At 62.1% G+C, this 26,173-nt stretch carries 27 protein-coding genes and 1 pseudogene; 18 read left to right on the plus strand and 10 right to left on the minus strand.

What is annotated here, in order from left to right:
* Positions 1-11: 11 nt before the first annotated feature.
* A pseudogene (locus ACIQC5_RS14380) lies at positions 12-116 on the plus strand (5,10-methylenetetrahydrofolate reductase); the annotation flags it as partial.
* A 30-nt stretch (positions 117-146) separates the two neighbouring features.
* On the opposite strand, the gene ACIQC5_RS14385 reads toward ACIQC5_RS14380, so the two are convergent.
* Together ACIQC5_RS14385 and ACIQC5_RS14390 are read right to left on the minus strand one after the other, a co-directional pair.
* Positions 147-653: a DUF2004 domain-containing protein gene (locus tag ACIQC5_RS14385; RefSeq protein WP_400283438.1), complete on the minus strand. Its 507-nt coding sequence runs from the start codon at positions 651-653 to the stop codon at positions 147-149.
* Between the two features lie 50 nt (positions 654-703).
* Positions 704-1,669: a LysR family transcriptional regulator gene (locus ACIQC5_RS14390; protein WP_400283441.1), complete on the minus strand. Its 966-nt coding sequence runs from the start codon at positions 1,667-1,669 to the stop codon at positions 704-706.
* A gap of 548 nt (positions 1,670-2,217) precedes the next feature.
* Here ACIQC5_RS14390 and nrdH point away from each other — a divergent pair.
* The 5 genes from nrdH to ACIQC5_RS14415 all read left to right on the plus strand — a co-directional run bounded on the left by nrdH (position 2,218) and on the right by ACIQC5_RS14415 (position 7,191).
* Positions 2,218-2,460: a glutaredoxin-like protein NrdH gene (gene nrdH, locus ACIQC5_RS14395; RefSeq protein WP_011775022.1), complete on the plus strand. Its 243-nt coding sequence runs from the start codon at positions 2,218-2,220 to the stop codon at positions 2,458-2,460.
* Between the two features lie 63 nt (positions 2,461-2,523).
* On the plus strand, positions 2,524-2,994 hold the full coding sequence (gene nrdI, locus ACIQC5_RS14400; protein WP_400283444.1) for a class Ib ribonucleoside-diphosphate reductase assembly flavoprotein NrdI: 471 nt from the start codon (positions 2,524-2,526) through the stop codon (positions 2,992-2,994).
* 11 nt (positions 2,995-3,005) lie between these two features.
* Positions 3,006-5,147: a class 1b ribonucleoside-diphosphate reductase subunit alpha gene (nrdE, locus tag ACIQC5_RS14405; protein ID WP_400283882.1), complete on the plus strand. Its 2,142-nt coding sequence runs from the start codon at positions 3,006-3,008 to the stop codon at positions 5,145-5,147.
* A gap of 122 nt (positions 5,148-5,269) precedes the next feature.
* Positions 5,270-6,244, plus strand: coding sequence for a class 1b ribonucleoside-diphosphate reductase subunit beta (gene nrdF, locus ACIQC5_RS14410; protein ID WP_400283446.1), 975 nt, complete (start codon positions 5,270-5,272; stop codon positions 6,242-6,244).
* Positions 6,245-6,363: 119 nt separating this feature from the next.
* Entirely contained in the window at positions 6,364-7,191 is an 828-nt protein-coding gene (locus tag ACIQC5_RS14415; RefSeq protein WP_400283449.1) for a hypothetical protein, read from the plus strand.
* Between the two features lie 494 nt (positions 7,192-7,685).
* On the opposite strand, the gene ACIQC5_RS14420 is transcribed toward ACIQC5_RS14415, so the two are convergent.
* Positions 7,686-9,269: a DUF222 domain-containing protein gene (locus ACIQC5_RS14420; protein WP_400283452.1), complete on the minus strand. Its 1,584-nt coding sequence runs from the start codon at positions 9,267-9,269 to the stop codon at positions 7,686-7,688.
* Positions 9,270-9,335: 66 nt separating this feature from the next.
* Here ACIQC5_RS14420 and ACIQC5_RS14425 point away from each other — a divergent pair, with 66 nt between their 5' ends.
* On the plus strand, positions 9,336-10,385 hold the full coding sequence (locus tag ACIQC5_RS14425) for a dienelactone hydrolase family protein (protein ID WP_400283454.1): 1,050 nt from the start codon (positions 9,336-9,338) through the stop codon (positions 10,383-10,385).
* Between the two features lie 18 nt (positions 10,386-10,403).
* On the opposite strand, the gene ACIQC5_RS14430 is transcribed toward ACIQC5_RS14425, so the two are convergent.
* The gene (locus ACIQC5_RS14430) at positions 10,404-11,498 is read right to left on the minus strand and encodes a YhcG family protein (RefSeq protein WP_400283457.1); all 1,095 of its coding nucleotides are present in this window, start codon (positions 11,496-11,498) and stop codon (positions 10,404-10,406) included.
* Between the two features lie 60 nt (positions 11,499-11,558).
* Between ACIQC5_RS14430 and ACIQC5_RS14435 the strand changes: the two genes are divergently transcribed.
* Together ACIQC5_RS14435 and ACIQC5_RS14440 are read left to right on the plus strand one after the other, a co-directional pair.
* Positions 11,559-12,047, plus strand: coding sequence for a DNA alkylation repair protein (locus tag ACIQC5_RS14435; protein WP_400283460.1), 489 nt, complete (start codon positions 11,559-11,561; stop codon positions 12,045-12,047).
* Between the two features lie 75 nt (positions 12,048-12,122).
* The gene (locus tag ACIQC5_RS14440; RefSeq protein ID WP_400283463.1) at positions 12,123-13,631 is read left to right on the plus strand and encodes an FAD-dependent oxidoreductase; all 1,509 of its coding nucleotides are present in this window, start codon (positions 12,123-12,125) and stop codon (positions 13,629-13,631) included.
* Here ACIQC5_RS14440 and ACIQC5_RS14445 read toward each other — a convergent pair.
* Positions 13,628-14,593, minus strand: a complete 966-nt coding sequence (locus ACIQC5_RS14445) for a hypothetical protein (RefSeq protein ID WP_400283466.1) — start codon at positions 14,591-14,593, stop codon at positions 13,628-13,630. The genes ACIQC5_RS14440 and ACIQC5_RS14445 overlap by 4 nt on opposite strands.
* 107 nt (positions 14,594-14,700) lie before the next feature.
* On the opposite strand from ACIQC5_RS14445, the gene ACIQC5_RS14450 reads away from it, so the two are divergent.
* The 4 genes from ACIQC5_RS14450 to ACIQC5_RS14465 all read left to right on the plus strand — a co-directional run bounded on the left by ACIQC5_RS14450 (position 14,701) and on the right by ACIQC5_RS14465 (position 19,170).
* Positions 14,701-15,189 (plus strand): DedA family protein, encoded by a 489-nt coding sequence (locus tag ACIQC5_RS14450; RefSeq protein ID WP_400283469.1) that lies wholly within the window; start codon positions 14,701-14,703, stop codon positions 15,187-15,189.
* A gap of 31 nt (positions 15,190-15,220) precedes the next feature.
* Entirely contained in the window at positions 15,221-16,024 is an 804-nt protein-coding gene (locus ACIQC5_RS14455) for a thioesterase family protein (RefSeq protein WP_400283472.1), read from the plus strand.
* Positions 16,024-16,779 carry a biotin/lipoate A/B protein ligase family protein gene (locus tag ACIQC5_RS14460; RefSeq protein WP_400283475.1) on the plus strand — a complete coding sequence of 252 codons (756 nt, stop codon included), beginning with the start codon at positions 16,024-16,026 and terminating at the stop codon, positions 16,777-16,779. The genes ACIQC5_RS14455 and ACIQC5_RS14460 overlap by 1 nt, the downstream gene beginning before the upstream one ends.
* A 63-nt stretch (positions 16,780-16,842) precedes the next feature.
* A complete protein-coding gene (locus ACIQC5_RS14465) occupies positions 16,843-19,170 on the plus strand; it encodes an FdhF/YdeP family oxidoreductase (protein ID WP_400283478.1) in 2,328 nt (775 codons plus the stop codon).
* 12 nt (positions 19,171-19,182) lie between these two features.
* On the opposite strand, the gene ACIQC5_RS14470 is transcribed toward ACIQC5_RS14465, so the two are convergent.
* The 3 genes from ACIQC5_RS14470 to ACIQC5_RS14480 form a co-directional block, all read right to left on the minus strand.
* Positions 19,183-19,824, minus strand: a complete 642-nt coding sequence (locus ACIQC5_RS14470; RefSeq protein ID WP_400283480.1) for an MBL fold metallo-hydrolase — start codon at positions 19,822-19,824, stop codon at positions 19,183-19,185.
* The gene (locus ACIQC5_RS14475; protein ID WP_400283483.1) at positions 19,821-20,906 is read right to left on the minus strand and encodes an S-(hydroxymethyl)mycothiol dehydrogenase; all 1,086 of its coding nucleotides are present in this window, start codon (positions 20,904-20,906) and stop codon (positions 19,821-19,823) included. Before ACIQC5_RS14475 ends, ACIQC5_RS14470 begins: the two co-directional genes overlap by 4 nt.
* Before the next feature lie 149 nt (positions 20,907-21,055).
* Entirely contained in the window at positions 21,056-21,313 is a 258-nt protein-coding gene (locus tag ACIQC5_RS14480; RefSeq protein WP_400283486.1) for a mycoredoxin, read from the minus strand.
* A 159-nt stretch (positions 21,314-21,472) separates the two neighbouring features.
* Between ACIQC5_RS14480 and ACIQC5_RS14485 the strand changes: the two genes are divergently transcribed.
* Positions 21,473-22,204, plus strand: a complete 732-nt coding sequence (locus tag ACIQC5_RS14485; RefSeq protein WP_400283885.1) for an SOS response-associated peptidase — start codon at positions 21,473-21,475, stop codon at positions 22,202-22,204.
* Between the two features lie 66 nt (positions 22,205-22,270).
* Here ACIQC5_RS14485 and ACIQC5_RS14490 read toward each other — a convergent pair whose 3' ends face one another.
* Together ACIQC5_RS14490 and ACIQC5_RS14495 are read right to left on the minus strand one after the other, a co-directional pair.
* The gene (locus ACIQC5_RS14490) at positions 22,271-22,660 is read right to left on the minus strand and encodes a hypothetical protein (protein ID WP_400283489.1); all 390 of its coding nucleotides are present in this window, start codon (positions 22,658-22,660) and stop codon (positions 22,271-22,273) included.
* A gap of 45 nt (positions 22,661-22,705) precedes the next feature.
* Complete coding sequence (locus ACIQC5_RS14495; protein WP_400283492.1) at positions 22,706-23,245, minus strand: TetR/AcrR family transcriptional regulator; 540 nt, start codon at positions 23,243-23,245, stop codon at positions 22,706-22,708.
* Between the two features lie 56 nt (positions 23,246-23,301).
* Here ACIQC5_RS14495 and ACIQC5_RS14500 point away from each other — a divergent pair, with 56 nt between their 5' ends.
* The 4 genes from ACIQC5_RS14500 (at position 23,302) to ACIQC5_RS14515 (ending at position 26,172) form a co-directional block, all read left to right on the plus strand.
* The gene (locus ACIQC5_RS14500) at positions 23,302-24,363 is read left to right on the plus strand and encodes an FAD-dependent monooxygenase (protein ID WP_400283495.1); all 1,062 of its coding nucleotides are present in this window, start codon (positions 23,302-23,304) and stop codon (positions 24,361-24,363) included.
* A 97-nt stretch (positions 24,364-24,460) separates the two neighbouring features.
* Positions 24,461-24,844, plus strand: coding sequence for a hypothetical protein (locus tag ACIQC5_RS14505; protein WP_400283498.1), 384 nt, complete (start codon positions 24,461-24,463; stop codon positions 24,842-24,844).
* Positions 24,845-24,980: 136 nt separating this feature from the next.
* Positions 24,981-25,610 (plus strand): DUF305 domain-containing protein, encoded by a 630-nt coding sequence (locus ACIQC5_RS14510; RefSeq protein WP_400283501.1) that lies wholly within the window; start codon positions 24,981-24,983, stop codon positions 25,608-25,610.
* Positions 25,611-25,830: 220 nt separating this feature from the next.
* Positions 25,831-26,172 (plus strand): DUF6504 family protein, encoded by a 342-nt coding sequence (locus ACIQC5_RS14515; RefSeq protein ID WP_400283504.1) that lies wholly within the window; start codon positions 25,831-25,833, stop codon positions 26,170-26,172.
* Position 26,173: the final 1 nt, after the last annotated feature.

A 26,173-nucleotide genomic window follows, 5' to 3' on the forward strand; every position in this document is an offset into this window, starting at 1 on the left:
AATGAGGCGTCGTGGAGCAGTGTCGCTCGGCTCTTCTTTGCGCCGGCAAGATTGCCGTCGGAGTTGCTGCCTACCCCACAAGGCAGCCCGCGTCGCCCAGTGTGGGCCACGACGTCGTTGCCTCAGTCTTTCGTCTTTGCGTGCCCTCAGGACTCCCAGAGGATTTCGTCATCCACCACGCCGTCTTCATCAGCGGCGACCACCAGGAGTTCGTCCGTGAAGTGGGACCCGAGTGTGAAGTCCAGCACGAAGTAGCGCTCGGGTTGCCCGGGGTAGATGCCTACATGACCCAGCTTGAGTGCGTTGAGGAAGACTTCATTGGTGAGCTGGGTTTTCTCGCGCACTCCGAAGACGGCCTCGAGTTGCTCTTCCTTGAGCTGCGTCGAATGGAAGTGCAGGAACTGTTGGGAGTTGGTGCCGTCCTGGTCCAGCTCCTCGGCGATCATGTCCCTGACTTGCTCCACCAGCTCGGGTAGGTAACGCAATCGGTAGTCCACCTTGTGCATGGCCGCCTCATCGAAGTGGTCGTGCGCCGTGACGTTGAGGTCAAGCTCCAGCTGATTTCCACCCAGCTCGTGCGAGGCAACATAACAATGTTCCCGCCCGTGGTTGAGCTCGATCTCCCCAAAGTGTTTGCTCGCTACCTTGCCCATGTGATCAATCTAACCCCAAGCACCGGAGTGTTCCAGCACTTGGGACTAATTCACACGCGGCGGCCAAGACCCTTGACAGGCGCGGATTTCAGGGGTTGTTGACTGCCCTTTCCGGAGATGCTGCGAAGCGTGTCTGCTAGGAGTTGCGTGAACAACTGCACTTGCGCAGTGCGCTTCTCGTTGATGAGCAGGGCAAAGACGTTGCGGGCCAGCCGGATGTCAGGAACGTCAAGGACCACGACGCCGGGCGGCCGGTGCCGCAGTGCAAGTTCCGGTACCAGCGAGGCGCCCAGGCCTGCAGCAGTCATCTCGAGGCTCGCGTGAAAGTCGTCGCTGTAGGCCACCACGCGGGGATGGAGGTTGCAACTGGCGAACAGGCGTTCGATGACCAGGGCATCGCTCGTGCCGGGATGGTGGACGATCCACGGCATGTCCGAAAGGTGGGCTGCCTCGATTTCGGCATCCTCGCGGAACTTCCAGGACGCAGGGAGCACAACCCGGAAATCGTCGTCGCCAATCCATTGCCTTTCCAACGAGTGCGGCCATGCCAATCCCGATTGGCCCACTTGGTAGACGAGCGCCACATCAAGTTCGCCTCCACTGCGCAGCCCCTGGATGGTTTGGGCGGGCTCGGCCACTGACACTCGCAGCTCGATCCCGAGCCCGTTCCAGCGCTCATTTCGCAGGATGTCCGGCAGCACGTACGTTGCGAGGCTCGGGAAGATGCCCAGCCGCAGTTCCTGGGCCGGTGAGTCATTGGTCCTTGATGCTGCCGCCAGCAGCGCTTCGACGTCGGTCAGCACCTTGGACGCGTGGCGGGTCATGGTTACCGCGGCGTCGGTGGGGACAACGCTCCGGGCGGAGCGGTGGAAGAGCTCGACGCCGGTATCGCGTTCCAGCGCGGCCATCTGTTGGGAGACTGCCGAGGCTGTGTAGCCCAGCTGGGTGGCTGCGGCGGCAAATGAGCCGAGCCGGGTCACTTCCATGAGGGTCCGGAGGTGGAGAAGGTTGACCATCAGCTGTCCTTTTGCTCAGTTCTTCCCGCGAACGCGGGGGAGTGGGGCCCTTTGAGGCGCCAGTGACACCGTACTCCGGGAATTTGCAACAGGAAAGCTTGCGGGTCGGCGTGACTGTGAGCCTGGTCTCCGCGTCCCTCTGGCGCTGTGGTCCAGGCCTCCTTTTGGTGCCGTTTGGCGTCGTTTTCAAAGTGTCACGACACGCCGTAGCTGAGCGACACGCGGGAGATTAAATGTGGCTAAGTAGTCCACAGGGTGTGGATTTCATCTCTCACTTTGGCGGAATTACGGACATTTTGAGCCACCTGACCTGTGGACGACCGGTGCATTAAATGACATACTTGTAATACATCATCTTGGGGTCCCGGCGAGGCGCTTGCACTACATGTAGTATCGGTTTACGGATTGAGCGGGAAACCAGCACAAGACCAAACAGAGCGTGTTGGCTGTCACGGCAGCCCGCGGGCCGGTATCGGATTCAGTAATAAGTTCCGGTTGAGCCCGCCAGATACGAAGAGCGACAGACTTCAACTAAGGGGACAGGGATCATGACCGTAACGGTTTACACGAAGCCGGCCTGTGTTCAGTGCAACGCAACCTACCGGGCACTCGACAAGAAGGGCATTGCCTACCAGAGTGTCGACATCTCCCAGGATGCCGAGGCCCTTGAGCGCCTCAAGGCGCTGGGCTACATGCAGGCTCCCGTTGTCGTGACCGAGCAGGACCACTGGTCCGGTTTCCGCCCCGACAAGATCGAGGAACTGGCCCAGGCCGTTTCCTCCGTGGCCTAAGTTCCGATTCGGACTTCGCCACCACAGCACGAGAAGAATTCCTATGTAGGCGAGGTGACTCCCATGACAGCGCTGGCAGCGGCAACCGTACGCAATGAGACGGAAGCTGTCACCACGAGGAGTCACCTCATCTACTTTTCCTCGACATCTGAGAACACCAAGCGCTTTGTCCAGAAACTGGGCAGGGATGCAGCGCGCATTCCTCTCCACGCGAAGGATGCGCCGCTTGAAGCACAGGAACCCTACGTCCTTGTACTGCCGACTTATGGCGGTACAAACGGTGAAGGCTCAGTGCCAAAGCAGGTCATCAGGTTTCTGAACAACCCGCGGAACAGGGAACTGATCCGCGGAGTGATCGGTGCGGGAAACACCAACTTCGCGGACAACTATTGCGCAGCGGGAGACATCATCTCCGTCAAATGCAAAGTGCCGCATCTCTACAGGTTTGAACTCATGGGGACGCCGGAAGACGTCGATCGGGTCGATCAAGGATTGGAAAAGTTTTGGACACAACTGTCGCAGAAACAGAAGTAACCGGGGGCGCTGTGGACACGGCCAAGAAGCCACTGCCGGAGGCCTATAAGGGTCTTGGCTACCACGAGCTCAATGCCATGCTGAACCTGTATGGCCCGAATGGCGAGATCCAGTTCGAAGCCGACCGTGAGGCCGCGCACCAGTACTTCCTGCAGCACGTGAACAACAACACCGTGTTCTTCCACGACCTGGAAGAGAAGCTGGATTACCTGGTGAAGAACCAGTACTACGAGCGCGAGACGCTCGACCAGTACACCATGAACTTCATCCGCGATCTCTTCAACCGCGCGTACAAGAAGAAGTTCCGCTTCGAGACCTTCCTGGGCGCCTTCAAGTTCTACACGTCCTACACGCTGAAGACTTTTGACGGCAAGCGGTTTCTTGAGCGCTACGAAGACCGCGTCTGCATGGTTGCCCTGCACCTTGCCCGTGGCAACGAAGAGCTGGCCAACCGCCTCGTTGACGAGATCATCGACGGCCGTTTCCAGCCGGCCACTCCGACCTTCCTCAACGCCGGCAAGGCACAGCGTGGCGAACTCGTCTCCTGCTTCCTGCTCCGTATTGAAGACAACATGGAGTCGATCGCACGCGCCATCAACTCGGCGCTGCAGCTCTCCAAGCGTGGCGGCGGTGTTGCGCTCTCGCTCACCAACATCCGCGAGCACGGCGCCCCGATCAAGCAGATCGAGAACCAGTCCTCAGGTGTCATCCCCGTGATGAAGCTCCTCGAAGACAGCTTCTCCTACGCCAACCAGCTCGGTGCCCGTCAGGGTGCAGGTGCCGTTTACCTGCACGCCCACCACCCGGACATCCACCGCTTCCTGGACACCAAGCGCGAGAACGCCGACGAGAAGATCCGCATCAAGACGCTCTCCTTGGGTGTCGTCGTCCCGGACATCACGTTCGAGCTCGCCAAGAAGAACGAGGACATGTACCTCTTCTCCCCGTACGACGTCGAGCGCGTCTACGGAGTCCCCTTCTCCGACATTTCCGTCACGGAGAAGTACTACGAGATGGTTGACGATTCCCGGATCAAGAAGACCAAGATCAGTGCCCGCGAGTTCTTCCAGACCCTCGCGGAGATCCAGTTCGAGTCCGGCTACCCGTACATCATGTTCGAGGACACCGTGAACCGGGCCAACCCGATCGATGGCAAGATCACCATGAGCAACCTGTGCTCCGAGATCCTGCAGGTTTCCTCGCCGTCCATCTACGCCGAGGACCTGAGCTACGAGACCGTGGGCAAGGACATTTCCTGCAACCTCGGTTCCATGAACATCGCCAAGACCATGGATTCGCCGGACTTTGGTCTGTCGATCGAAACCTCCATCCGGGCCCTCAGCGCTGTGTCTGACATGTCCTACATCAACTCCGTGCCGTCCATCGCGCAGGGCAACGCCCAGAGCCACGCGATTGGCCTGGGTCAGATGAACCTGCATGGCTACCTGGCCCGCGAGCACGTCCACTATGGTTCCGAAGAGGGCCTGGACTTCACCAACATCTACTTCTACACGGTGCTGTTCCACGCTCTGCGCGCCTCCAACAGGCTCGCCATTGAAACCGGCCAGCAGTTCGGCGGCTTCGAGAAGTCCACGTACGCAAGCGGCGAGTTCTTCGACAAGTACACCGAGCAGGAATGGGTTCCGGCAACGGAGCGCGTCCAGGAGCTCTTCGCCGGCCACCACATCCCCACGCAGGATGACTGGCGCGAGCTCAAGGCTTCCGTCATGGAGCACGGCATCTACAACCAGAACCTGCAGGCCGTGCCGCCTACCGGTTCCATCAGCTACATCAACAACTCGACGTCGTCGATCCACCCGGTGGCCGCCAAGATCGAAATCCGCAAGGAAGGCAAGATCGGCCGCGTCTACTACCCGGCTCCGTACCTGACCAACGACAACCTGGAGTACTACCAGGATGCCTACGAAATCGGCTACGAGAAGATCATCGACACCTACGCTGCTGCCACGCAGCACGTGGACCAGGGCCTGTCCCTGACGCTGTTCTTCAAGGACACCGCCACCACGCGTGACATCAACAAGGCGCAGATCTACGCATGGCGCAAGGGCATCAAGACGCTTTACTACATCCGTCTCCGCCAGCTCGCTCTGGAGGGCACGGAGGTGGAAGGCTGCGTTAGCTGCATGTTGTGATCAGCCGATTTCGGTTGATAAATTGCGGCAGCTGCCGCACTGAAAACTAAAGTTTACGACGGCGGGGACTCCCCGCCGTCGTACGCTTACCTTAAAGAACCCAAACGCTAAAAGGGGATGACATGACCGAAAAGGTCAAGCTGCTGAGCCACGTCGAGGCCATCAACTGGAACAAGATCCAGGACGACAAAGACGTGGAAGTCTGGAACCGACTGGTCAACAACTTCTGGCTCCCGGAAAAGGTTCCGCTGTCCAACGACGTCCAGTCGTGGCACACACTGACGCCGGAAGAGCAGCAGCTCACCATGCGCGTTTTCACTGGCCTCACTCTTTTGGACACCATCCAGGGCACCGTCGGCGCTGTTTCGCTGATTCCGGATGCGATCACCCCGCATGAAGAGGCCGTGTACACCAACATTGCCTTCATGGAATCGGTGCACGCCAAGTCTTACTCGTCCATCTTCTCCACCTTGTGCTCCACCAAGGAGATTGACGACGCTTTCCGCTGGTCGCTCGAAAACGAGAACCTGCAGAAGAAGGCGCAGATCGTCATGGACTACTACCAGGGCGACGACCCCCTGAAGCGCAAGGTAGCCTCCACGCTGCTGGAGAGCTTCCTGTTTTACTCGGGCTTCTACCTGCCCATGTACTGGTCCTCGCGAGCCAAGCTCACGAACACGGCCGACCTCATTCGCCTCATCATCCGCGACGAAGCTGTGCACGGTTACTACATCGGCTACAAGTTCCAGAAGGGCTTGGAGAAGGCTTCCGAGGCCCGCAAGCAGGAAATCAAGGACTACACTTTCGAACTGCTCTTCGAGCTGTACGAGAACGAAGTCCAGTACACGCACGACCTCTACGACGGTGTCGGCCTGGCCGAGGACGTCAAGAAGTTCCTGCACTACAACGCAAACAAGGCCCTCATGAACCTCGGCTACGAGGCCATGTTCCCGGCTTCCGTTACCGACGTGAACCCGGCCATTCTGTCGGCCCTGTCCCCGAACGCCGACGAGAACCACGACTTCTTCTCCGGCTCGGGCTCCTCCTACGTGATTGGCAAGGCTGTCAACACGGAAGATGAGGACTGGGAGTTCTAAGTCCCTTCTTCCCTGGTAATTAATGAACGACGGCCGGTTGGCGTCGCAGTGAGGCTCGGCACCTGAAGGGTGCTGGGCTTCACTTGTTTGGACTGATGGAATCGGGAGGGTTGCATTGCATGTCAGTGGAACCTGCGACTCGGTGCCTTTTTTGTGGCAGTACCGACGGCAAGCGCTCCAAGGAACACATACTTCGCCGATCGTTCGAGAAGGTATTCCCGAAGGCTGACGAGCTATGGTTTTCAGAACAATTCAACGAAAAAGTCACGCTGCGCAAGCGCCCGATAGGCCAGTTTGACCTGGTGCTGAAGGCAGTTTGCCGCGATTGCAACCATGGCTGGCTCGAATCTCTAGAAGATGAAGCGTCCGACATGATTAGCCAGTTGGTTTTTGCGTCTGGAGATGCTGCGTTTAGACCTCACTGCTTGGAGCGTCTTGGTCTATGGTTCTACGTGCGCGCACTCTTGCGGACTCATCTGAGTCCTGAGGGACGAGCACCTATTCGTTTGTTCGAAGAGGTTTTTGCGTCAAAGACAGTCCCCACTGCGTGTGATATGAAGGTCGGGCTCTGTGAATCGAGCATATTCGAAGCAGGCGCTCATCAATCCGTCCTCCTGGGACGCAGCAGGAGTTACGTTGCCCATGTTGGTATAGGGCTGGGGCCCTTGCTTTTTCTGGCAACCATTCACGACGGCCAGCCCGAAGGGGCGGAACTGGCACGTTGCGTAGCGGAGGCAGCAAGGACGTGGTTTCCGGGCAGGTTCTTAGGGCTGAACCCGGTCAACTATCCAGGCAGAGTAGAGGTCCTTACCGAATTGGAGGGAAAAACTGCGGCTGTTAGCCAAGCGATTCTTATGGGGATGCGGCCGCCACTGGATCAATTGGGAAATGCCATTGATTTTAAGAGGGCAATTCCCTCGAATTTTCATAGCTCGCTTCGTCGGTGAACTAAAGGATTACGTATTCTCGCTCGACTGAATTGACCCTGCAACTGAACGCCCTGCGATGGCACCTCACTTCAACACTGCAAGTGGAGATTGATTTCCCCTGCATCCAAAGGTGAGAACGCCGTGAGGAATGCATAAGGATCAGCGTGGAATGGACTGGGCTCGAAATACGGGTCTCGAATGGCGACCAGGGGCGCGAGCAAAGCGAAGGTACGTATCTGCGGCATGCCCTCTGCAAATTCCGCCATGCCCCAACCCAAAGAGGCCACCTGTTTACTCCGAAGGCGCGGCTTTGAGCGCATCAATAGCGGCGGGAATCACCGTCGCGGTCGGCGACTTGGCTTGTAATGCGTCGGCCCGCCTACCTTGTCCACGTTGTGCCTGATCGATGCGGAAGAGCATGACCGCGGAATCGGCGTGGGCCAACTCCGTGGGGACTTTCCCCCTCTGATGCCGTTCGGGGTGGCGGTGACTTGGTGCGTGGCCGCGGGCGACTACGTTCTGGAGGGTCGATGCCCTGGCAGGGGTGGGGCTTTGGAGTGGTAGGTGTGACCGGTGGGGGTACGGACTTCCAGGGTGTGCCGGTTCGCGGGCGTGGTTGTGGTGCTCCAGCCGGGGTTTTCTTTGGTGTGGTTGCAGGCTTCGCAGAGTCCGGAGCCGTTGGCCAGGGTGGTTGTTCCGCCGGAGCGCCAGGGGACGATGTGGTCGATGTGCCGGATGGGCGCGTCGCAGTAGGGGGTGCGGCAGGTGTCGTCGCGGGCTTCGATGAAGCGCCGCATCCGCGGAGGGAAGATCCGGGCCTTGGAGTCCATGGCCAGCAGCTCGCCGCTGTCCGGGGCGGTGTAGAGCCGTCTGACCCAGACCCCGAAGTCAGGCTGGGGCGGCGACGGTTCGTGGGTTGGCGAGGACCCCTGGTCTGGTGCGGACTTGTGGGTTGCCGCGGACCCCTGGCCTGGTGCGGACTTGTGGGTTGCCGCGGGTTCATACCCTGCTGCTGTTGCTGTGTCTTGGGCGCCGATGAGGGTTCTGGCCCATTGGGCCGGGACGGTGCCGTAGCCCTTGAGGCGGGCTGGTTCGCTGTCGCCTTGGAAGAGGGTCCGGTCGGTCATCACGAGTTGGACTTCGACCCCGGAGATCCCTGCGGCCGTGCCGGTGACGCGTTGGACCAGGGTATCGGCCATGACCTGTCCCCGGGCGCGGGGGTCCCCGGTGGAGCGGGCGGTATCGGCGGCACGGGTGAGCGCGGCGTACGCGGCGACGCCTTGGGCGACCGGGAGCAGGGCGGTCAGGAGGGTCATGGTGTCCGGTGCCGGACGGAGGCTCACCCGCCGCTCGCTCGCGGCGCGGCTGGCGCGCTGGGTGACCGAGCGTGGATCACGCCGGTACGCGGCGGCTTTGGCTGCGGCGATGATGGCCCGGTCCCCGGAGCCGGTGAAGGTCCCGGTGTCCGGGGCCAGTTCTTCATCCACCGCGGCCCGGTCCTCGGCGGAGAGGCAGGCTGTTTCCTTCACGAGCAAGGTGGCCCGCCATTCGTTGAGCTGGCCGGTGTCCAGGGCGGCCATGGTGCGCGGCATCTCGGTGACCAGGGCCTTGGCCAGCCCCAGGAGCCGGGAGCCCTTGGTGGGCGATTCCCGCCGGGCCAACGCCACTTCCGCGGCGGCCCCGTTGCCTCGTTCCGCGGCCGGGACACCCCGTTCGGCCTGTTCCTGGCGGCGGGCAAGATCGAACGCGACAGCGATTTTGGCTTGCAGCCCGGAAATGGCCGACTTCATGTCCTCCAACACCCGCAACTGATCGATCAGATCAGCACACACCGTGCCGGTGGAGACACTGGCCCCAGCTTCAGCGCCAAGCAAGACAGAATCCGCCCCGGCTTCAGCGCCAAGCAGGACAGAACCCGCGCTGGCTTCAGCGCCAAGCAAGGCAGAATCCGCCCCGGCAGGATCGTGCAAAGAGAGACCACGCCCAGGAGCCCCGGGAGTCTCAGGAGTCCTGGGAGCGTCGGGAGCAGCGACTTGCGCGCGGGAAGCCACAGACGCTGCCGCACCACCCGCTTGACTTTCCTGTTTCTGCTCCATTCCCACACTCTCCCAGCAGGCACCGACAAAATAACGTCGGGCCGCCTTGTGGTGACTCCTCAGGACATGGCCCTGAACCTTCCTGTCCTTGCCCACGTCTTCCCGGTAGGGGAGGATATTCGGCAGCTTCTGGAGGGCGGAACCATGACACAGCTGGGTAAGTTCGAAAAGTACCTGATCGAGGAGTTCTACGATGACTACAGGTCAGGTGATATGACGCACCGGACGTTCACCAGACGGGTGGCGTTCATCATGGGAAGCATGACTGCGGCCGCCGCGGCCATGACACTGGTGGGTTGCACGCCGGACGAGGTGCCCAAGGGCACGGACCCGATGCCAACCCAGACACCCGGTTCGTCCACAGCCGCACCTGGAAACATGACGGCCGTGCCCAATGCCAAGAGTCCGCTGTCCGTCCCTGAGGGCTCAGCCGGCCTGACCACGGCCATGGTGAGGTTCGATTCTGGCGGCACCGAGATCAGTGGCTACCTTGCCCGGCCGGAGGGCAGCCAGAGCCGACCCGCAGTCCTGATCTGCCACGAGAACCGTGGGCTCACACCGCATATCCAGGATGTCGCCCGCCGCTTCGGCAAAGAGGGCTACGCAGCATTGGCCCTCGACCTGCTGAGCAGGGAAGGCGGTACGGCTTCCATGGATGCGGACGCTGTCCCCGGTGCACTGACTCAGGCCGGCGCGCAACGGCACGTATCTGACTTCGCCGCAGCCTTCGAGTATCTGAATGGCCAGGACTACGTCGAGCAAGGACGCATCGCCATGATTGGTTTCTGCTTCGGTGGCGGCATCACGTGGCAAGCAGCTACTGAGATCTCCGGACTCAAGGCAACGAGCGCGTTCTACGGACCTGCCCCGGACCTTGCCAAGGTTCCCACCATCAAGCCGGCGGTCTTTGGCGTCTACGCCGAAAAGGATGCTCGGATTACCGGCGCCATGCCCCAGCTCCGGGATGCCCTGGCCGCCACAACAGTCAAACACCAGATCAAGGTGTACCCGGGAGTGGACCACGCCTTCCACAACGACACCGGCGAGCGGTACATCGAAGCCCAGGCCACGGTCGCCTGGAACGACACGCTGACGTGGTTCAAGGACAACGTCTGACGATGGACAAGCACTGACTCACGCCTGCAAGCGCGAAGTTTCGCTGGCCAACTCCGCCTCCAAGGTCTCAACGCTCGGCAGGCTGGAGAGGAATTCGTCGGGCAGGGATTCAGCGATGGATGTCCGCCATTCGGCAATGCCCACCGGTGCGTTGAACCCGCGCAACGCGTACTCGGCCACCACGCTGTTCTTCTCCTTGCACAGCAACAGCCCGATGGTCGGTTTGTCATCCGGATGTGCCATGAGATCGTCCACCGCTGCCATGTACATGCCAAGCTGGCCCAAGAATCCGGGCTCGAATTTCACGGCCTTCAACTCGATCACCATGTAGCAGCGCAGCTTGAGGTGGTAGAAGAGCAAGTCGGCGAAGAACTCGTCGCCGGCAATCTCCAGCCGCACTTGCTCACCAACAAAGGCGAATCCTTGGCCCAACTCCAACAAGAATTTCTCCACGTGCTGCACCAACTGAAGCTCCAATTCCCGTTCGCTGCGGCGGTCGGTCATAGCCAGGAAATCGAAGACGTAGGGATCCTTGGTGGCCTGCTGCGCCAGATCCGAGTCACCAGGAATCATGGTGGTCTTGAAGTTGGTGATCGCCTGCCCTGAGCGTTCGTGCAAGCGGGTTTCGATCTGGTGCGCCAGGACGTTCCGCGACCATCCGTGTTCGGCAGCCGCCGCTGCGTACCAAAGCCGCGTGGCGGCGTCGTCGAGCTTCTCAAGCAACGCGATCTGGTGGTACCAGGGCAATGTTGCAAGCGGCGCTTGCAACATTGGAAACTCCGGCCATGCCTGGGCGAAGCTCTTCATGTACCGAAGGTTCCGCGGGGAGAATCCCTTGGCCTCCGGGAATCGCGTCCGGATGTCCGCGGAGAGCCGGGTGACCACTTTGGAACCCCAGCCCTGTTCCGATTCGCGCTGTGCCAGTTCCCGGCCAATGCTCCAGTACGAGTTCAACAGCCCGCTGTTGGCTGCTGCGAGCGCCCTGGCCCGGCCGGTGCGGACTTCCTTGGCGATCGTGGTGAGCAGGGTGGGATACCAGTCGGGCATGGATGAGGCAGCCGGGACTCCGGGGAATGATGCAGCAGTGCTGGGGGCGAGCTCTTGGGGCGTCATGTGTCTCCTGTTGATTGCTGTTGGCCCCAAGCTAACGGCAGGCACTGACAGAATGGATCCGTGAGCGAAGCGTGCGAATTTGTGGATGACACACTCCAGCGCGAGTCCACTTGGGAACGGGCCATGGAGTTTCGGGAGCGCCTGGGCGACGGGTTCAAGGTCTACGGCGCCTCCGTAGGTGCGGTTCGCGGGACGATCCGCGACGCGCTCAAAAAGTACAAGGACCTCGGGCACGACGACATCACAGCGTTGAGTTCGGAGTTATGGGCGGATCCGGTTTTCGAGCGGCGGCTTGCCGCCATTGTCCTGTTGCAAACAAAGGTCGGCATCCTCATTCCAACTGACCTCACGCGTCTGGAGGGCTTCCTCAGGCAAGCGGGCTCGCACGAGCTGGCGGATCCGTTGGCCGTTGATGTGGTCAAACCTCTGGTGGCTGCCTTTGAAGGCCAGGCCCGGGAGCGCGCGTTGCGGGTTCTGGATCGTTGGGCGGCGGACCCGGATCCGTGGTTGCGTCGTGCAGCCGAGACGGCGGCCCCACCCCTTGATTAGCCCCACCCACCGGCCTACCGTTTGCCTCAAGACATGCCACATGCCAATTCCGTCAATTAAGAGGCAGGTTGTTGGATGAAATCGCTGTGGTTGGACCGGGAACCCCGCTTCACGTCCGACGCAATCCCGGACGAGAAGCACTTCGAGACCGTAGTGGTCGGTGCAGGAATCACTGGACTGGTTGCGGCCTTGATGCTGGCACGGGCCGGCCAGCGCGTGGTGGTGTTCGAGGCCAGGACCATCGGTGCGGCCACCACTGGCAACACCACCGGGAAACTGAGTCTGTTGCAGGGCGGTATGCTCTCGGCACTGCGCAGCCAGTACTCCCTGAAGCTGGTTCAAGCCTATGTGGAGGCAAACCGTACCGGGCAAGCCTGGTTGATGCAGTACATGGAGCAGCAAGGCGTCGCCTTTCAGCGCCGTACGGCTGTCACCTTCGCGACCACCGACGATGGCGGCCAACGCCTCCGCAGAGAGGCCGCAGTTTCGCGGGACGCCGGTTTGGATGTGCATTTCAGCCGTGACCATGGGCTGCCGCTCCCGGTGATCGAGGCGCTGGAACTTGAAGACCAGGCACAGATCCATCCCATGGAGGTACTGGAGACGCTCGCCGCAGACATCCGTGCGCACGGAGGGCTGGTAGTGGAAGGCGTCCAGGTTCAGAATGTCGGTTCGGAGCAGCCGATGGAAATCTCCACCCGCAAAGGCACCTTCACCGCAGACACCGTAGTGCTGGCCACCGGAACGCCGATTCTGAACCGCGGACTTTACTTCGCCAAACTGGTACCCAACCGTTCGTACGCGGCCGCCCTGCGTTTGCCCGGCGAAACCCCAGTGCCACAGAACATGTACCTTTCCATCGATCCTCCGACGCGTTCGCAACGGACGTATCCAACACCAGGGGGTGACCTGCTATTGGTGGGCGGCTACGGACACCAGGGAGGCCGCGCAACGTCCCCGCAAGCCCACTTGGATGACCTGCTTGGCTGGGCCAAGCAGCTTTACCCCGGCGGTGAAGTGACCCACACGTGGTCCGCCCAGGACTATCAGGCAACAAATCTCGTCCCCTTCTTTGGGAAGCTGCCTCGAGGCCGGGGACGGATTTTCTTCGCGACCGGGTACAACAAGTGGGGGATGAGTAACGGCGTCGCGGCCGCGTTGTCGGTGACGTCGGATATTCTGGGCGGCCAGTCGGACTGGGCCACCACCATCCACCACAGGGTCACCTCGCCCAAGGGCGTAGCGGGATCGGTCACCTTCAATGCAGGCCTCGCGCGCCGCATGATTGAGGACAGGGCGCGGGTCCGGAACAACCCCGAGATCACGGACCAAACCCGCCCGCCGGAAGGTACCGGCGTCGTAGGCCTCTACAAGGGTGACCCGGCAGCGGTCTCAACGGTGGACGGCACGGTCTGCATGGTGTCGGCAAGCTGCGCGCACTTGGGCGGCCTGCTGACGTGGAACGACGCCGAGAAGTCCTGGGATTGTCCGTTGCACGGTTCCCGGTTCACGCCTGAGGGTAAGTACCTGGAAGGTCCGGCAACCCACAACCTTCAGAAGTCGCCGGCCAAGAAGAAGCGCTAGCTCAGCCGTTCAACCCGTCGCCGTGCTTGGTCTGCGGCGCGTCGTTGCTGGGCGGCGGCCCGAACAGCCTGTTTCTTGTGCGATTCCGCGGACTCTGCGTCCCGGGTCAGCCCGATCATTTCCGCTTCCAGGGACGCCAACTGCTTTTTCGCATCCGCGATCTCAGCGTCGACGGCGGCGCGCCGCTCGGCCAGTTCCCTGACCGCGTCCCAGGCTTTGGAAGCGGCGGCGTCAGCCTCGCGTTCTTCCTTCTCTGCAGTTTCACGTTCGCTGAGCGCCTCGGCCAGCGCAGCGCGTCGCTTCCCGGCCCGGCGATCGGCCAGGGATATGGCGGTCTCCTCGGGATGCTTTTCCCTTGGCACCGGGGGCGTCGGCTCTTTCCTTGCAGGGGGAGCACTGCGCTCTGCAGCCGCCTGCCGGCCCGAGCCAGTACCTACGCCGACGCCAGAGTCGCCAACATCGCCGGCCGCAACGGCGCCGGTCAGGTCGACCGATTCAAACCCACTCCCAGTCAGCCCTCGCACCAGCCGGCCGGTGGCAACCGCGGAGGCAGCGCCAGAGTCCGCCATGGCCGCACGAAGTGTCTGCTCGACGTCGGTAGCCGCCGCCGCGCTCAGCGGCGCTCCCAGCTTTGTTGCCATTGCTTTGGCTGCTTGTACGGCTGCCGACAGCTGACCTTGCCTTTGCTGCCCAAGCTCACGAAAGGATTCAGCATCTGAATCCTCTTGCGCGGTGCGCAGGGAAGCGCCAAAGCGTACGACGCCGTCAATCACCTCGGGTTTGTGCAGCTCGAGCATGTTGATGGCCCAGGCAGCGGCGGCCGGCTTTGGCAGGCTGCCGATCTGTTGCGCCAACTCCTTGTCCCCGGCCTCTTTGGCCTGGCGTACCAAGGCTGTTCTCTGGGCCGTGAATTCGCGCGGCATCGCGGCGTACAGCTCCTGGGCAGCATCGCGGAGATCCATGCACTCATCCTAGGGTCAGGCAAGTGGCTGCGCGGGAGGCGGCTGCAGGAACTGAAAGGAACGACACCTGGTCGGCGGGCCTCCGGGGCTTAGGGTAGCCTAAGTCAGTGGACCAGATCATGAGCTTGCCCTTCGGCGTCGCGCTCGCGACGCTTTTTGCGATTGTCATGATCCGTGTCAACGTCACCTACTGGTTGGGCCGCGGAGCAGTTACCGGCCTCGCCCACACGCGCTTCGGCAGTTCCCTCGAAGGGCCCAAAGCAGCCCGTGCCCAAGCCCTGATCCGGCGCTGGGGACCGTACGCCGTGGTGCTTTCCTTTCTCACTATCGGATTGCAGACGGCCGTAAACCTGGCCGCCGGCGCTGCGCGCATGCCCCAGCGGCGCTACCTACCGGCCGCAATCGTTGGTTCCGTCATCTGGGCGCTGCTGTACGCGACCATTGGCCTCGCTGCCCTTGAGGCGTGGCTGGCGGTAGCGGCGGCGTCGCCCGTGGGAGCAGGGGTGGCGGTTGCAGCGGCAGTCGCAATCCTGGCGTGGGTGTTGGTGATCCGGCGTCGTCGGGCAGCAGCCAAATCAGCAGATACAGTGGTCTGAGTTCAACTGCTGCATCGGCGAAAGGCTCGGGTTGACCACTGCACTACCGGAATTGGCGGACGGCAACTACTACTACGAATCGTTGGGCGAAGGCCGCTACCGCTCCACGATCCATGCCCAAGGCGCCTGGAATCCGCACGAACAACACATGGCTCCCGCCTCGGGCATCATGGCCGATGCCCTCCTGCGGCATGAGCCCCGCGATGATGTCCGCATGGCGCGCATCAGCTACGAAATCCTTGGACTGATCCCCGGCGGAGAGTTCCAGGTCACCACCTCAACGTTGAGGCCTGGCAGGACCATCGAGTTGATCCAGGCTGAGCTTTCCTCGGGTGGCCGGGTGGCGATCCGCGCCACGGCATGGCGCATGATCACCAGCGACACCAGCGCGGTGGCTGCCGTGGAGGACCATGCCATGCCTGCCCCCGATGAATGCAAACCCTGGGACGGCGCCAGCGTCTGGCCAGGCGGCTACATCCGTTCCTTGGAAATGCGCATCGCAGAAGGCCACCGACCGGGATCGGGCAGGGTCTGGATCCGGACCATGCATCCGCTGACGGACAAACAAGACAGCAGCGACCTCGCACGGTTGATGGGCTTGGTGGACACGGCCAACGGCATCGCGGCCCGGGTGCCGCCAGGGGAGAACAGCTACATCTTCCCCAATGTGGACCTGCAGATTCACATGTACCGGGCGCCTTCCGGAGAATGGCTCGGCCTGGATAATGCAGTGTCATTCGGTGCTGATGGCATCGGACTGACATCCACGGTCCTGCATGATCTCAACGGGCCGTTTGGGCGCGCCGAGCAAATCCTGACCCTGAGGAAGAGCTGATGCACGCCGCCGATAAGGTCCTGACGGCGTACCGTCAGCGCGAATCGTTGGGCGCTGCTGAGGATCTCGATTTTGCTTTGGAACTCCTGAAACGGGTACGGAGCGGTGATTTGGGTCCCACGCTGCGGCTGTACCGCCCGCGCCCCACTGTCGCCTTCGGCCAGCGCGACGCGAACCTGCCGGGCTTCCCAGCGGCCGAGGACGCGTGCCGATCGCTCGGGTTCGAGCCGTTGGTCCGCAAAGCCGGTGGCCGGGCAGCGGCGTACCACGAAGGTACATTGGTGATCGATCATGTGGAACCACATCCAGATGCGATTGTTCGTGCCAAGGCCCGGTTCTCCGAGTTCGGTGAGCTCTTGGCCGGCGCGCTCCGCAGCGTCGGGGTCCATGCCTCGGTGGGGGAAATTCCGGGGGAGTACTGCCCGGGTGAGTTCAGTGTCCACGGCGAAGACCCCGAGTTCCCTGCCCATCGCGTTAAGTTGATAGGCACCGCCCAGCGTGTTGTGTCCGGTGGCTGGCTGTTCAGTTCCGTCATCGTGGTGGAGAACTCCGCCCCCATTCGTGAGGTCCTCACGGCGAGCTATGCTGCGCTTGGCTTGGACTGGGATCCCGCCACAGCCGGTGCCGCAAATGACCTCCTGCCGTACCTGGATGTGCAGACTGTCGAGGACGCCGTCATTGATGCCTACAGGGGCTACGGAGACATCATCGACGGCGACTTCCGCACACTGTTGCCTCACGCAACCGAGGTCTAGGCTAAAGAAAAGCGGGCTTGGTCTGCGACTCGGCCTGGGGTACATGCGAATCGTGGTGGAGCGATGGACCGGAAACAACACCCCGTTCAGGATTCAGACGCCGAGCTGACCGTCAGCGAGCCGAAACGCTCCGCGGCGGGGCTGCCCAGCCTCAGTGAGACACTGCCCCACGCCATGGCCTTCATGGGGCCAAGCAGGGCTTGGAAAACACTCACCGCCGTCAATCAAAAGGACGGCTTCGACTGCATGAGCTGCGCCTGGCCGGACCCGCCGGAACGCAAAGCCGCCGAGTTCTGCGAGAACGGCGCCAAGGCGATTGGATGGGAAGCGGAGCCGCTGAGAATTCCCACCGAATTCTGGTTCGACAACCCGCTCAGCTCGCTTGAATCGCGCTCCGAGTACTGGCTGGGCCAGCAAGGCCGGTTGGTGGAGCCTGTGTACAAAGCGGGCGGCGCAGACCATTACACACCCATCACTTGGGACGCCGCATTCGACATCATCGCCCGGGAGCTCAACGCACTGGCGGACCCCAATGAGGCGACGTTCTACACCAGTGGGCGCACCAGCAACGAGGCAGCCTTTGTCTACCAGCTCTTCGTGCGGGCGTTCGGCACCAACAACCTCCCGGACTGTTCCAACATGTGCCACGAGTCCACCGGGCTTGCCATGGGCGAAACCATCGGCGTCGGCAAATCGGCCATCACCTACACGGACTTCGCCAAGTCGGACCTGATCATCATCATGGGCCAGAATCCAGGCACCTGCCATCCGCGGATGCTCACGGCTCTGGAAGAAGCAAAACGCGCCGGGGCGTCGATCGTAGCCGTGAACCCGTTGCCCGAGGCCGGCTTGATCAACTTCCGAAATCCGCAGCGCGTGCGGGGACTGGTAGGCAAGGGCACGGATTTGGCTGATCAGTTCCTGCAGATCAGGCTCGCGGGCGACATGGCGTTGTTGCAGGCCCTTTCCAAGCGTGTCCTCGACGCCGAAAGCAAGGCCCCAGGCACAGTGCTGGACCGGTCTTTCATCGATGAGCACTGCCATGGCTTTGTAGGGTTTGCCGCTCACTTGGCTGCCCTGAAGGAACGCGATGTCCTGGCGGCCACCGGGCTGACGAGCGCACACATCGATGAACTGGCTGAACGGTACGTGAACGCGGACAAGGTCATTATTACCTGGGCCATGGGATTGACCCAACACAAGAAGGCAGTTCCGACCATCAAGGAGATCATCAATCTGCTCCTCTTGCGCGGGAATATCGGCAAACCCGGGGCGGGGCCCTCTCCGATTCGCGGGCACAGCAACGTGCAGGGCGACCGGACCATGGGAATTTGGGAAAAGATGCCGCCGTGGTTCCTTGACGCCTTGCGGGGTGAATTTGGGTTCGACCCTCCGCGGCAACCGGGCGTTGACTCCGTGGACAGTATCCGCGGCATGCGTGACGGGCGGATCAAAGTGCTGGTCGCGCTGGGCGGAAACCTGGTCCATGCGATGTCTGACACGGCTGTGGCGGAGGCCGCGGTCCGCCGGACCCGGCTCTCCGTGCAGATCTCCACCAAACTCAACCGCTCCCACGCAGTGGTGGGTGAACAGGCGCTGATCCTGCCAACCCTCGGTCGCACGGAAATCGACAGGCAGGGCGGAGTAGCGCAGTTTGTGACGGTGGAGGACACGGTGTGCGCCGTCCACCGCTCCGCCGGTCCGCTGGAACCGATTGCCGCTGATGTCCTGTCAGAGGTTGCCATCGTCAGCCGCATGGCCCAGGAGGTGTTGGGTGACAATGTGCCTGTTGATTGGGCTGGAATGCGGCGCAGCTATGACACCATCCGCGACCACATCTCCCATGTAGTGCCCGGGTTCGAGGATTTCAACGTCCGGATCCGGGAGCGGGATGGATTCGTCCTGCCGCACGGGCCACGTGACTCCCGGACGTTCCCCACGGCGACTGGCAAGGCCATGTTCACCGTCAATGAGTTGGAGACCATCGAGGTGCCGCAGGGTCGGCTGCTCCTGCAGACAGTGCGCTCCCACGACCAGTTCAACACCACCACGTACACCATGAATGACCGATACCGGGGCATCAAGAAGGGCCGGATGGTGCTGCTGGTCCACCCGGACGACATTGGTGCGCTGGGTTTCACCGATGGTAGCTATGTTGACGTGCACAGCGAGGCGGAGGACGGCGTGGACCGTGTGCTGCGCCAGTTGCGTTTGGTGGCGTACCCCAGCGCCCGTGGCTGCGCGACAGCCTATTACCCGGAGGCAAACGTCCTGGTTCCCTTGGATTCGACGGCGGAAGGCAGCAACACTCCCGCATCCAAGTCAGTGATTATTCGACTGGAGCCGGCCGCGGCCCCGATTTTCGAGGCTGCAGCCGGTCGCCGGCCGTAAGCGCGAACGGGTTTAGTGCCCGCGCGCGATCCATTCGTCGAGGTGGGGTGCCTCTGCGCCGATCGTCGTGGAGTCACCATGCCCCGTCAGCACCACTGTTTCTTCCGGAAGGGACAGGAGCCTGGTCCTGATGGAATCGATGATGGTGGGGAAGTCGCTGTAGGAGCGGCCCGTAGCTCCGGGGCCACCTTGGAAAAGGGTGTCGCCGCTGAAGAGCGTTCCGGCATCGGGCAGGTAGAACGAGACTGACCCGGGCGAGTGACCTGGCGTGTGGATGGCCTTGAGCTTTGAACCGGCAACAGTGAACTCGTCACCGTCCACGATCGACGCGTCCGGGTCAACCTCGGGGAACACCGTCCGCCACAGCATCCAGTCGTCCTGATGCAGGTGGATGGGTGCTTTGACCAGGTCCCAGAAGGCCCCGGCGGAGCTGATGTGGTCGTCGTGGCCGTGCGTGAGCAAGATGGCTTTGACGGTGCGTCCGTTCACGGCGTTCAGCACCGCGGCCGGGTTGTGGGCAGGATCGACGACGATGCATTCGGTGTCATCGCCAATGATCCATACGTTGTTATCGACATCCCAGGTTCCGCCATCGAGGGAGAACGTGCCGGACGTAATGACGCGGTCAATCCGGAGGTTGGAGGTTTCGGTCACAGTTCCACCACCGAACGAAGGACGGCGCCGTGGTGCATCTTGTCGAACGCTTCTTCGATCTGGTCGATGCTGATGCGTTCGGTGACAAAGGCGTCCAGGTCCAGCTTGCCCTGCTTGTAGAGGTCCACCAGCATGGGGAAGTCCCGGGAGGGAAGGCAGTCGCCGTACCAGGAGGACTTCAGGGAGCCGCCACGGCCGAAGACGTCCAGCAGCGGGAGTTCGAGGGTCATGTCCGGCGTCGGGACGCCGACAAGGACAACCGCTCCTGCGAGGTCGCGGGCGTAGAACGCCTGCTTGTAGGTTTCGGGCCGACCTACAGCGTCAATGACGACGTCGGCGCCGAAGCCGCCGGTGAGCGCGCGGATCTGTTCCACGGGGTCACCGGATGAGGAGTCCACGGTGTGGGTGGCGCCAAGTTCTTTGGCGCGCTCGAGCTTCTTGGCATCGATGTCCACCGCGATGATGGTGGTGGCGCCTGCGAGCGCAGCGCCTGCGATGGCGGCCACTCCAACACCGCCGCAGCCGATCACGGCAACCGAATCGCCGCGCTTGACCCCACCGGTGTTAATGGCCGCGCCAAGGCCGGCCATGACACCGCAGCCGAGCAGCCCGACGGCGGCAGCGTCGGCGTCGGGGTCTACTTTGGTGCATTGCCCGGCAGCCACGAGGGTCTTTTCGATGAACGCCCCGATACCGAGCGCGGGGGACAGCACCGTGCCGTCTTCGAGCGTCATTTTCTGGGTGGCGTTGTGCGTGTTGAAGCAGTACTGGGCTTCGCCACGGTTGCAGGCGCGGCAGTTGCCGCAGACCGCGCGCCAGTTGAGGACCACACGGTCACCGGGTTCGACGTCGGTGACGTCCGGTCCTACCGCGCTGACGACGCCGGTGGCTTCGTGGCCCAGGAGGAAGGGGAAGTCGTCGCTGATGCCGCCGAGCTTGTAGTGAAGGTCGGTGTGGCAGACGCCGCTGGTGAGGATATCGACGAGTGCTTCGCCGGGTCCCGGTTCGGGAACGAGGATTGTTTCGAGTGTGGCGGGAGCGCCTTTGGAGCGCACCACAACACCTTTGACTGCGTGAACCATGGAAATGCTTCCCTTCGAGGTCGCGGATAGTGCGGCCTGGGGTCCGCATAGGGTCCATTCTGTCTATCACACGTGGCAGGCGCTTTGCCGGGGTGGACCGAAGAATGGGCTATGCGGACGCCAAACCGGCGAACCAGGAAGCCGTATGACTAGGCGGCGAGGCGGTTTTCGACCTCGGAGGCTGACGGGTTGGTGGCTGCGGTGCCGTCCGGGAACAGGACGGTGGGGACGGTACGGTTGCCACCGTTGAGCTTCTCGACGAGTTCGGCGGTGCCATCGACTTCTTCGATGTTGATCTCCTGGTAGCCGATGCCCTTGGCGTCCAGCTGCTTCTTCAGGCGGGTGCAGTAGCCGCACCAGGTGGTGGAGAACATGGTGATGGTGCCGGATTCGGGGGTGAAGTTCACAGAGCTCTCCTGTGTAGTTGGACGGTGATTCGTTGGTATCAACGGTAACCCGGCGTTGAATAATTCCCGTGCCACCGCGAAGCAGGGTTACGGCCGGTGGTGGTGCTGGTGCCTCTTGCCCGGACAGGGCAGACTGTTCGCATGTGTGGACGTTATGTGATGGCCCGTGCGGTGGGGGACTTGCTCGCCGACTTTGACGCCGAACTCGAACACGAGCTTGAGCTCGAAAAATCGTGGAATGTGGCCCCGACTGATGCCGTTCCGATTGTCTTGGAACGGTTGGTTGATGACGGGCTGAAGCGGCAGTTGCATGTGGCCCGGTGGGGCCTGGTGCCGTCGTGGGCGAAGGATCCGTCAGGGGGCGCGCGCCTGATCAATGCCCGCAGTGAAACGCTGTTGGAGAAGCCGTCCTTCCGCAAAGCGGCGGTCGCCAGGCGTTGTGCTGTTCCGGCGGACGGCTATTACGAGTGGAAAAAGGGTGAAGGCAAGAGCAAGCAGCCCTATTACGTCCACCCAGACGACGGCGGTGGCTTGGTTTTTGCCGGGTTGTACGAGTGGTGGCGGGACCAGTCAAAGGGCAATGACGATCCTGGCCGGTGGTTGCTGTCGATGTCGATCCTCACTGCTGACACGCCCACAGCGCAGAGCAGCGACTCGGTGTTTGATGAATTGACGGCCCTTCATGACCGGGTTCCATTGCCCATGAGCACGGAGACGATGGAAGCCTGGTTGGATCCGCGTGAAGATGATGCGGCCGGGTTGGTGGACTTGGTGCGCGCGGGCGCACACGACGCTGCAGCAGGCTGGACGCTTGACGCGGTAGGTGCCGCGGTGGGTAACGTCCGCAACAATTCCCCGGAACTCATCCAGCCGGTCGAAGGCCTCTTCTAGCGGAGGCAGCCTGGCGGCTGGCGCAGCCGGCCTGGCGGCGCAAACCGCCAGGCCGTGGTGCTTGCGCTACAGAGCTTCGGCCACCGGCACGCCGGACTGGAACTCGCGGCCGTCTGCTTCGCTGAAGGCGGTCATGAGGTGTCCCTTGCCGAGGCCGTGGATGGCTGCCATGGGGAAATTGCCCGTAATGACGTTGCCGGAATGCTCAACGCCCTTGATGTCGTAGTTTTCTTCAGCGCTTTGGGAGTGGTTGAAGGAGTAGAACGAGATTGCTTCGCCGTTCATGAATTCAATGCCAAGCCTTCGCTGGGAGGAATGGTCTTCGCTCGCGGCCACAAGGCCCACAACATAGGCGCCGGAGCCCGGTATGTTGCCTTCGATCTCGAACCGTGCCACGAGGTTGTCGTCCGTGGCGGTGATGCTTACTTGCTTCAGGAGTGCGTCATGGGTGCTCATGCCACAATCCTGCTCTGTGGACCCGCTGCCGTCCACCCCCGAAATTCATCGTTCCAGGAGTCGCCGGACGCTGGCCGCCACCGTTGATCGGTCCACTGCCTGTCCGCGGCGGGCTGTCAGGAGATGCATTGCGAGCCCGTCGCCGTAGTCTGACACGGCTTCGGCCCGGGACCTGGCGTCGGGGATTCCCAGTGATTCGAGGATCTGTTCGAAAGCGGACAGCATTCTCTCGTGGCCGGCAGCTACAACTTCGGGTTGGTCCAGGGCGAAGGCAAAACGTGCCCGGGTCAGGTCTGCGTGGTCGCCTGCGAGCGCGAGCAGCGCCCCGGCGAGTTGCTCCGATAACTCTGCCACCGACGTCGGGATCCCCGCGCCTCCTTGCTGCTGAAGCAGGAGGGTGTCCCGTTCTTCAACGCGGTCGACGGCGGCCGCTACCAGGGCGGCACGGTTCCGGAAGTAGTTCGATGTAGTACCGATGGCGACGCCGGCCTGGGCGTCCACGGCCCGGTGGGTGAGGCCTTTGAGGCCCTTGGCGGCGACGACGGCGAGCGCGGCGTCGGCGAGTTCGGTTCGTCTGTCAGACATGGCGAAAGTCTAACTTCCATCTCGCAAACCACTACAAATGTAGTAGAATCGAAGCTATGAAAAATGTGGAGATCATCGGAGGCGGAATTGCGGGACTGGCGCTTGCCCTCCAACTCGATCCCGCGCGGTTCGACGTCACGGTGCATGAACAGCGTCCAGAGCTTCCAGCCGTGGGTACCACCCTGGCCATGTGGCCTGAGGCGCAAAAAGCGCTGGCCGGATTGGGGATCCTCGACGCCGTCCGTAACTCCAGTCCCGTCATCAAAGGCGGTGCGCTGCGCAACGCTGCCGGAAAACCATGGATGACTGTTGACGGGAAAAACCTGATCGGCGTTTCCCGGCACACCCTTCTTAGCCTCCTGGATGCCGCCGTCCCGGCCACAGTGCGGCGCGAGACCGGACGCGTGCCTGGCCTGCCAAGCGATGCCTTCCTGGTTGTAGGCGCCGATGGTGTGCACAGCATGGTCCGCCGCTCCGCGTGGGGCGAAAAGTCCGCTTCCCGGATCACGCCCTACCTGGCCGTGCGCGGTGTTCTTCCCGAACAGCCAGCGAAGGATGCGGTTGGCGAGTACTGGGGTCGGGGAGATCTCTTCGGCATCGGCCCGTCCAGCGGAGGCACCAATTGGTATGCATCCTTCCGCACTGGACTGGGGGTGGACGGGGTGGACGTTGATGAGGCACTCCACATCGCCCGGGGGCGTTTCGCCGACCACTCTGCCGCGATCCGCCATGTCCTGTCGCAGGCAACACCAGAGACTTCCCTGGCGCAACGCATCTGGACGGCTCCACCCTTGCGCAACTATGCCCGGGACAATGCGGTGCTCATAGGCGACGCAGCCCATGCCATGGCTCCCAACCTTGGCCGCGGCGCCTGTGAGTCGTTGGTGGACGCCGTCACCCTGGGAACCTTGCTCAACACCCTGCCCCTTGAAGATGCCCTGAACGCCTACGACCGCCAGCGGGTAAGGAGAACCCAGCGACTCCGCATCGGTTCGTCCCTCATGATGCGCGTCGCGCTCGCAGAAGGTGGGCGGCCGTTACGGGATGCCCTGCTTGACCTCTCGGCAAAGCTGCAGGCGAAGGGTAAGCGAAAGCCTCGAACCGCCGTCGACGTCTGATGGCCCATGACGCGCAGAACCCGCGGCAGAAATTCCGGGAATTGTCGGCGCCGCTGCAGGTAGCCTAGGACTGAAACCGGGAGGCCAGGACGGAGGCATGCGCATGACTGCACCGCTGCTGCGCCTTGTAGCCTTCTCCGCTTGCCGGCTGGGTGCGCTCGCAGTGGTGATGGCCCTGATCGCTGGGATCATGGGCATGCACACGATGACCGCGGGCCATTCCGGACACACAACGGCGGCAACTGCGGACGTCTCTGACCATTGTGCATCTGCCACCTGCTCAGGCGATTGCGCCGAGATGCCGGGCATGGGTGCTTCCTGCACGCCGCTGGCAAAGACCACATCACTGGTGGTCGCCGCGCCCCGAACATCGCCATTCGGCGTTGAGCGGGGACGCAACGAGGTGCTTGCATCCCCGCTCCCACTCATCTACGTACCCGACGGTCCATCCCCGGGTGAAATGTCAATCAGCCGCACGTAGGAAGAATCGCCGAACACCTGCGGGCATTCGGCCACTTATTAGCTGGCTCGCACTTCTGCGGGTCCGCCCTCTTCCCGAGGGGCAACCCTCTTTGCGGCGCACTGCCGTGCCCTGACTTTCGAAGGACCTTGCTGACATGAACAAGAACTTTTCAACCCTGCCTGCCGTCTTTGTTGCAACCGCAATCGCGCTCGCAGGATGTTCCGCCGGAGATGGATCCGGTTCCTCAACCAGCGCGCCGGGAATGGACAATGGCGGCCACGGCACCATGGCATCCAATGCCCCAACTGCAGGTGCGGAACACAACTCCGCCGACGTGATGTTTGCGCAAATGATGATCCCGCATCACGCCCAAGCCGTAGAGATGAGCGACATGATGCTGGCCAAAACCGGCCTGCCCGCCGCAATCACGGAGCTGGCCACCAAGATCAAAGACGCCCAGGCGCCCGAGATCCAGATGATGACGGTGTGGCTTCAAAGCTGGAACGAAACGGTCCCCACAACAACCGGGGGATCCATGACCGGCCATGCCATGGAAGGCATGATGAGCGCTGAAGACATGGACAAACTTGGCGCTGCACAAGGAAGCGACGCGGCCAAACTGTTCCTCACCCGGATGATCGCCCACCATGAAGGCGCCATCGTGATGGCAAAGACGGAAATGGACAACGGCAAGAACACTGAGGCGCTCGCGCTGAGCAAGGCAATCGTGGAGGCGCAGGAGGCTGAGATCAAAGAAATGCAGGCGCTGCTTGCAGGCCTGTAGCTCCTGAGTCCCACGGGATGGCAGTAGTGGTTTGCTTGGCCCATCAGGGCGGCCACTACTGCCGGCCATCCCGGCAAGGAGCCATGGCAGACCTGGAGGTAGGTTTTGTCTGGGCAGCGGCGTAAACTGGATTCATTCGAACATACATTCGAATGAATAGTGATCGCCTCCGCCGGGAAAATCCCTGACCGGACAGGCGCCTCGGCGAAGGAGTGTGGATATGGGGCTGTTCAGCGAGTCCGTGGAAGTCATCTGCACAGAAACAGGCCAGCCGCAGCGCGTCAAGTGGCAGGAGCGTGAATTCCTTGTCCTCAACGAGCCCGTTCGATGGTACGAACGGCGCCAATGGTGGGTCGAAGAGAATCGGGCTCCCTTGGGAACCGGGGCTGGATTAGTGGATCACGAGATCTGGCGTGTCCAACTCCAACAGGCAGATGGCGTCAACGGCGGGGAAACGATCACTTTGGACCTCGTTCGGCACGTAGGCAGCGGACGCTGGCGGCTCCTTCGCATCCACGACGCCGCGCCCGCCCGCACCGTCGAACCCGACGAAGCCGCCTGAA

The organism is Paenarthrobacter sp. NPDC092416, assembly GCF_044755025.1.
Taxonomy (GTDB): domain Bacteria; phylum Actinomycetota; class Actinomycetes; order Actinomycetales; family Micrococcaceae; genus Arthrobacter.

Bases quoted from the DNA above. Each gene is read 5' to 3' on its own strand.
- ACIQC5_RS14460 (WP_400283475.1), top strand. From the start codon at position 16,024: ATGCACGCCGCCGATAAGGTCCTGACGGCGTACCGTCAGCGCGAATCG.
- ACIQC5_RS14505 (WP_400283498.1), top strand. From the start codon at position 24,461: ATGCGCATGACTGCACCGCTGCTGCGCCTTGTAGCCTTCTCCGCTTGC.
- ACIQC5_RS14425 (WP_400283454.1), top strand. From the start codon at position 9,336: ATGGCCCTGAACCTTCCTGTCCTTGCCCACGTCTTCCCGGTAGGGGAG.
- ACIQC5_RS14490 (WP_400283489.1), bottom strand. From the start codon at position 22,660: ATGAGCACCCATGACGCACTCCTGAAGCAAGTAAGCATCACCGCCACG.
- ACIQC5_RS14420 (WP_400283452.1), bottom strand. From the start codon at position 9,269: ATGGAGCAGAAACAGGAAAGTCAAGCGGGTGGTGCGGCAGCGTCTGTG.
- nrdH (WP_011775022.1), top strand. From the start codon at position 2,218: ATGACCGTAACGGTTTACACGAAGCCGGCCTGTGTTCAGTGCAACGCA.
- ACIQC5_RS14415 (WP_400283449.1), top strand. From the start codon at position 6,364: ATGTCAGTGGAACCTGCGACTCGGTGCCTTTTTTGTGGCAGTACCGAC.
- ACIQC5_RS14475 (WP_400283483.1), bottom strand. From the start codon at position 20,906: ATGGTTCACGCAGTCAAAGGTGTTGTGGTGCGCTCCAAAGGCGCTCCC.
- ACIQC5_RS14510 (WP_400283501.1), top strand. From the start codon at position 24,981: ATGAACAAGAACTTTTCAACCCTGCCTGCCGTCTTTGTTGCAACCGCA.
- ACIQC5_RS14515 (WP_400283504.1), top strand. From the start codon at position 25,831: ATGGGGCTGTTCAGCGAGTCCGTGGAAGTCATCTGCACAGAAACAGGC.
- ACIQC5_RS14445 (WP_400283466.1), bottom strand. From the start codon at position 14,593: ATGGATCTCCGCGATGCTGCCCAGGAGCTGTACGCCGCGATGCCGCGC.
- ACIQC5_RS14385 (WP_400283438.1), bottom strand. From the start codon at position 653: ATGGGCAAGGTAGCGAGCAAACACTTTGGGGAGATCGAGCTCAACCAC.
- nrdI (WP_400283444.1), top strand. From the start codon at position 2,524: ATGACAGCGCTGGCAGCGGCAACCGTACGCAATGAGACGGAAGCTGTC.
- nrdF (WP_400283446.1), top strand. From the start codon at position 5,270: ATGACCGAAAAGGTCAAGCTGCTGAGCCACGTCGAGGCCATCAACTGG.
- ACIQC5_RS14500 (WP_400283495.1), top strand. From the start codon at position 23,302: ATGAAAAATGTGGAGATCATCGGAGGCGGAATTGCGGGACTGGCGCTT.
- ACIQC5_RS14465 (WP_400283478.1), top strand. From the start codon at position 16,843: ATGGACCGGAAACAACACCCCGTTCAGGATTCAGACGCCGAGCTGACC.
- ACIQC5_RS14430 (WP_400283457.1), bottom strand. From the start codon at position 11,498: ATGACGCCCCAAGAGCTCGCCCCCAGCACTGCTGCATCATTCCCCGGA.
- ACIQC5_RS14390 (WP_400283441.1), bottom strand. From the start codon at position 1,669: ATGGTCAACCTTCTCCACCTCCGGACCCTCATGGAAGTGACCCGGCTC.
- ACIQC5_RS14495 (WP_400283492.1), bottom strand. From the start codon at position 23,245: ATGTCTGACAGACGAACCGAACTCGCCGACGCCGCGCTCGCCGTCGTC.
- ACIQC5_RS14440 (WP_400283463.1), top strand. From the start codon at position 12,123: ATGAAATCGCTGTGGTTGGACCGGGAACCCCGCTTCACGTCCGACGCA.
- ACIQC5_RS14485 (WP_400283885.1), top strand. From the start codon at position 21,473: ATGGCCCGTGCGGTGGGGGACTTGCTCGCCGACTTTGACGCCGAACTC.